Here is a 386-nt window from a genome sequence, read left to right as displayed (position 1 = left end):
GAGTTCAGCCGGCAGCGGGGGCTGGCGGCGGACGGCCGCTGCAAGGCGTTCGCGGAAGGTGCGGACGGTACCGGTTGGGCCGAGGGTGTGGGTGTGCTGGTGGTGGAGCGGTTGTCGGACGCTCTGCGGCTGGGGCATCCGGTGCTGGCCGTGGTGCGGGGGAGTGCCGTCAACCAGGACGGCGCGAGCAATGGTCTGACGGCGCCGAATGGTTTGTCGCAGCAGCGGGTGATCCGGCAGGCGTTGGCGGATGCCCGGCTGAGCCCGGCGGACGTGGATGTGGTCGAGGCGCATGGCACGGGTACGCGGTTGGGTGACCCGATCGAGGCGCAGGCGCTCATCGCCACCTACGGTCAGGAGCGGGCGAGTGAACAGCCGCTGTTCCT

Annotated in this window: 1 protein-coding gene; it reads left to right on the top strand. The window is 70.7% G+C overall.

The window, feature by feature from the left end; translation table 11 throughout:
* The coding region (locus H5J33_RS36600) for a beta-ketoacyl synthase N-terminal-like domain-containing protein (protein WP_181798976.1) at positions 1 to 386 on the top strand (386 nt) is incomplete at both ends.

This window comes from Streptomyces sp. WELS2 (assembly GCF_013870595.1).
Classification (GTDB): domain Bacteria; phylum Actinomycetota; class Actinomycetes; order Streptomycetales; family Streptomycetaceae; genus Streptomyces.
The sequence above is the reverse complement of the archived record's forward strand: the minus strand, read 5'-3'. Positions and strand labels throughout refer to the sequence as shown.